Raw genomic sequence first — 2,057 nt, 5'->3', positions numbered from 1 at the left:
CCGAGGCCCTGGCCGGGCGCGGCGGCAAGGCCGCCAACGCCGCCGTGGCGCGCGCCGCGGCGCTCGACCGCTACGCCGCGCATTTCGCCACGGCGCGGGCGATGATCCGCCGCTTCATCATCGTCACCGGCCCGACCAACAGCGGCAAGAGCCACACCGCCCTCGACCGCCTGGCCCAGGCCGAGAGCGGCCTGGCCCTCGCGCCCCTGCGCCTGCTGGCGCATGAGTTCCGCGAGGCCCTGGCCAGCCGCGGCGTCGAGGCCGCGCTCTCCACCGGCGAGGAGCGCATCCTCGCCCCCGGCAGCAAGCACCTGGCCGCGACGGTGGAGATGTGCCCCTTCCACAGCCCCGTCGACGTCGCCATCATCGACGAGGCCCAGCTGCTGCACGACCGCGACCGCGGCGCCGCCTGGACCGCCGCGCTGATGGGCGTGCCGGCGCGCGAGGTGTTTGTGCTCGGCGCGCCGGAATGCGTGCCCATGGTCAAGCGCATCGCCCAGCTCTGCGGCGATGAGGTCGAGGAGATCACGCTGCAGCGCAAGGGCCCGCTGCACGCCTCCACCAAGCCGGTGCCGATGGGCGAGCTGAAGCAGGGCGACGCGCTGGTCGCCTTCTCCCGCCGCGACGTGATGGATCTGCGCGAGGCGCTGGTGGCGCGCGGCCGCAAGGTCGCCGTGGTCTATGGCGCCCTCTCCCCCGAGGTGCGCCGCGCCGAGGCCGCGCGCTTCCGCAATGGCGAGGCCGACATCATCGTCGCCACCGACGCCATCGGCATGGGGCTGAACCTGCCGATCCGCCGTGTCGTCTTCTCCACCCTGCGCAAATTCGATGGCGAGGAGCGGCGCGAGCTGACCAGCCAGGAGGTCAAGCAGATCGGCGGCCGCGCCGGCCGCTATGGCCATCACGAGGGCGGTGTCGTCTCCGTGCTGGCCGGCGGCGGCGATCCCGGCTTTGTCCAGGCCATGCTGGAGGCGCCGCCCGCCCCGCCGGAGGAGCTGCGCCCGCAGGTGCAGCCCGATGCCGACATCATCGCCGCCGTCGCCGCCGAGATCGGCACCGACAGCCTGTTTGGCGTGCTGGCGCGCATCAAGCGCGCCGTGCTGCGCAAGGACGATCCGAATTATCGCCTGGCCGATCTGACGCAGCAGATGGCCATCGCCTCGGCCATCGACGGTGTCGCCGGCCTGTCGCTGGCCGATCGCTGGACCTACGCCATGTGCCCGGTGGATGAGCGCGACAATGGCGTCACCCGCCTGGCGCGCTGGGCGGTGGACCATGGCGGCGGCCGCCCCGTCGCCCCGCCGCTGGCCGGCCGCCTGCCGCCGCCCGAGCGCGCCACCGGCGAGGAACTCCAGCGCGCCGAGAAGGTGCACAAGCGCCTGGTCGCCTGGCGCTGGCTGGCGCTGCGCTTCCCCGCCGCCTATCTCGACCGCGACGAGGCCGAGGCCGAGACCGAACGCCTGGACAGCTGGATCGAGGACGTCCTGCGCCAGCAGCGCCGCGCCCGCCGCGCCGCTTGATTCTTTCGGGCTGCCGCCGTCCCGTGGAGAAGCGGGACTCTTTTTTCGGGCTGCCGCCGTCTTGTGGAGAGGTGGGACGCTGCAGCGGCGGCCATCGACGGGTGGAGAGGCGAAGCGCCTGGTGCGGCGCTCTGCCGTCCGCTGAAAGGCGGATTTCCGCTTCCACCTTTGCCTTCACGGGCAGCGGGTCAGGTCGCCTTCGCCCGGATCCTGGGCTGAGGAGCCAAGCGCGATGGCAGGCGCACCGCGATCGGCTGACGCGGCGCGCGCTGCCGGGCGCGCCGCCTCACCCCGCCGCGCGGCGCCGCGCGTAATGCGCCCGCGCCTTGGCGCGGTTGCCGCAATCCTCCATCGAGCACCACAGCCGCGTCCGGTTGCGCGATTCATCCAGGAACACCCAGCCGCATTGCGCATCGGCGCAGCGCCGGACCTGTGCCCGCCGCTCCGACACCGCCAGCGCCAGCGCCGAGACCGCCACCGGCAGCAGCGGCAGCCGCAGATCGGGCGGCGCGCCCGCCGGGCGCCACACCGCCTCCA

2 protein-coding genes are annotated in these 2,057 nt (G+C 73.8%); one reads left to right on the top strand and one right to left on the bottom strand.

Annotated elements, in window-relative coordinates; translation table 11 throughout:
- Window positions 1–1,520: helicase-related protein (locus tag HMPREF0731_RS19610; protein WP_007005956.1), on the top strand; the 1,520-nt coding region annotated here is incomplete at its 5' end.
- Window positions 1,521–1,806: 286 nt separating this feature from the next.
- Here HMPREF0731_RS19610 and HMPREF0731_RS19605 read toward each other — a convergent pair.
- Window positions 1,807–2,057 (bottom strand): CGNR zinc finger domain-containing protein (locus tag HMPREF0731_RS19605; RefSeq protein WP_007005955.1); only part of this gene is annotated, 251 nt, incomplete at its 5' end.

It is taken from the genome of Pseudoroseomonas cervicalis ATCC 49957 (genome assembly GCF_000164635.1).
Taxonomy (GTDB): Bacteria; Pseudomonadota; Alphaproteobacteria; order Acetobacterales; family Acetobacteraceae; genus Pseudoroseomonas; species Pseudoroseomonas cervicalis.
The sequence above is the reverse complement of the archived record's forward strand: the minus strand, read 5'-3'. Positions and strand labels throughout refer to the sequence as shown.